We start from the raw sequence: 1,698 nt of genomic DNA, 5'->3' as shown, positions 1-1,698 counted from the left end.
TAGCGAGAAACCGGGGCATCCGATCCGAGTGCTGAAGGAAGAAAACGTGGCCATCGAAGCGACACTCGACCGGATTTCGCGCCTTATGGCAAGCTATCTGGAGGAGCCAGACTCCACTCTGAAAACCGGGCTGCTGAAACAACTGGATATCCTCTGGGGCTTCGACAAGCATTACGCACGCAAAGAATACGCCATTTTCCCGATCATGGAACGCTATGGCATGACTGCTCCACCGAAAGTTATGTGGGGCGTGGACGACGAAATCCGGGGGCTGTTCAAGAAATTGAAACAGATGGTCGAAGGCGGACAGTTGGACAACCTCAAAGTGACCTTCGAAACGCTGCAACAGGAAATGAAAGAAATGTTCATCAAAGAGGAAGATATCCTCTTGCCGATGGTATCCGACTCTTTCACTGAAGATGATTGGCTGAAGATTGCGGCTGAATCAGATGAAATCGGCTATTGTATCGTCCACCCGGAATCGTTTTGGAAACCCGAACGCGCCACCTTTGATACGGGAGAAGCAATGGGATCCGTTCCGGAAGGCAACATCGCCTTCGGCACCGGCTACCTCACGGTGAAGGAACTGGAAAATATGCTGAACCGGTTGCCCTTGGAGCTCACCTTCATCGATGCGGACGGGATCGTGAAATATTATAATGACGGGCCGGATGAAAAGATTTTCATGCGCACGAAATCCGCGTTGGGAAGGCAAGTCGAAAACTGCCATCCGCCAAAAAGCGTCGCGCTCATGAGACAACTGGTTTCGGAACTGAAATCCGGAAAGAAAGACCAGGAAACCATGTGGTATGAGGAAAGTGGGAAGTTCATAGTCGTGAATTATTGCGCGCTTCGGGATGAAGACGGCACCTATCTGGGTGTTCTGGAATATGTGCAGGAGGCCAAGTCCATCCGCGATTTGACAGGGGCAAAACGCCACCTTTCCGAGTGAAGTCTGTTGCGGGCGGATGAGATTCCAGATGAATGTTTTCTTAATCCGAGAATCCGGATTTCGTCATCTGCTCCGGTGAGCGCGTTCTCGTCGGAGGTGCGGATGGACATTCGTCCTGTACTCCGATGAGAGATCCTTCGGCGGAGAAGCCGGCCAGATTGTATTCGTTCTCCGATGAACGACCTCTTCGCCGGAGCTTCCGCTCTTTTCTCCAGATAAAAAGTCGGTACCTCAATCGTTTTGATTGAGGTACCGACTTTTTTTGGTGTTCATTTTTATTATTTGATGATTTGGGAGGTCGGGCAGTGCTTTTCTGCCGACGCACGTTCTTGCGCAACACCGAGATGGACCATCAGTGCGGTGCCAGCAATACAGTCGGCCTCAGCCTCTACCGGAGCAGGCTCATTCATCGGACAAACTGTTACCGTGCAGGCATTGCATTTCTTTCTGCCGCTCGCGATCAAACGGATTTGACGGAATAAAATGTACCCCATCAAGGTCATAAACAACAACAAAACAATCCAAGATTGAACATTCATAGGTTATTCCTCCTCTTCCTATTTGACCATCGGTTTCGCCAAGCTTCCCCACATCGGGGAGGCTTTTTTGGGCGCGGGTCTGACGACCAAGAACACCAATGTTGCCGTTGCTGCAGCAGCTATGCTGGCTCCCGCCCCGAAAGGCGCACCCAACACGATAACGGCCCCGAGCTGATTGATGATGAAGGCCAAGACATAAGCCAAAGT

General features: G+C 51.1%; 3 protein-coding genes. 1 reads left to right on the top strand and 2 read right to left on the bottom strand.

Translation table 11 applies throughout. From position 1 onward, the window contains the following. Window positions 1-952: DUF438 domain-containing protein (locus tag WBV27_RS06580; RefSeq protein WP_424200496.1), on the top strand; the 952-nt coding region annotated here is incomplete at its 5' end. Between the two features lie 278 nt (window positions 953-1,230). Here WBV27_RS06580 and WBV27_RS06575 read toward each other — a convergent pair. Together WBV27_RS06575 and WBV27_RS06570 are read right to left on the bottom strand one after the other, a co-directional pair. Beyond that, entirely contained in the window at window positions 1,231-1,491 is a 261-nt protein-coding gene (locus tag WBV27_RS06575) for a hypothetical protein (RefSeq protein WP_424200494.1), read from the bottom strand. An 18-nt stretch (window positions 1,492-1,509) separates the two neighbouring features. Next, window positions 1,510-1,698: hypothetical protein (locus WBV27_RS06570; RefSeq protein ID WP_424200492.1), on the bottom strand; the 189-nt coding region annotated here is incomplete at its 5' end.

It is taken from the genome of Trichococcus sp. (genome assembly GCF_049589555.1).
Taxonomy (GTDB): domain Bacteria; phylum Bacillota; class Bacilli; order Lactobacillales; family Aerococcaceae; genus Trichococcus.
The sequence above is the reverse complement of the archived record's forward strand: the minus strand, read 5'-3'. Positions and strand labels throughout refer to the sequence as shown.